2 protein-coding genes are annotated in these 458 nt (G+C 35.6%); both read right to left on the reverse strand.

The window, feature by feature from the left end; all coding sequences use genetic code 11:
- A partial coding sequence (rpmJ, locus tag PND65_RS02335) for a 50S ribosomal protein L36 (protein WP_195190813.1) occupies window positions 1–75 on the reverse strand: 75 nt, incomplete at its 3' end.
- Window positions 76–88: 13 nt separating this feature from the next.
- Entirely contained in the window at window positions 89–307 is a 219-nt protein-coding gene (gene infA, locus PND65_RS02340; RefSeq protein ID WP_015536142.1) for a translation initiation factor IF-1, read from the reverse strand.
- Window positions 308–458: the final 151 nt, after the last annotated feature.

Consider the following 458-nt stretch of genomic DNA (forward strand, 5'->3'; position numbering starts at 1 on the left):
TACCATGATGCGCCCCTTGCGTCGGATTACGCGACACTTGTCACAGATTGGTTTTACAGATGGTCTTACTTTCATTTTAATAGTCCTCCTATTTTCTTCTGAATGTAATACGCCCACGTGTTAAATCATACGGTGAAATTTCAACGGTTACACGATCACCTGGTAAAATGCGAATGTGATGCATACGGATTTTACCAGAAACGTGAGCTAAGATTTCGTGCCCGTTTTCCAATTTAACTTTAAAAGCTGCATTGGGTAATGTGTCTTGTACGATACCATCAAGTTCGATCATATCCTGTTTTGCCATGGATTTCAAATTACCTCCCTTATTAAGAATGAAATGATACAGGCATAAAAAGCCATTTATCATTTTACCAAACAAATCGCATTTTTAAAAGTAAAAAGTAACTTTTCATTCCAAGATACAAAAAAAGCCTTTAAAAGGCTTTATTTTTTTA

This window comes from Faecalitalea cylindroides (assembly GCF_028321995.1).
GTDB lineage: Bacteria > Bacillota_I > Bacilli_A > Erysipelotrichales > Erysipelotrichaceae > Faecalitalea > Faecalitalea cylindroides.

Coding starts and splice junctions, on each gene's coding strand:
- infA (WP_015536142.1), bottom strand. CDS start 307: ATGGCAAAACAGGATATGATCGAACTTGATGGTATCGTACAAGACACA.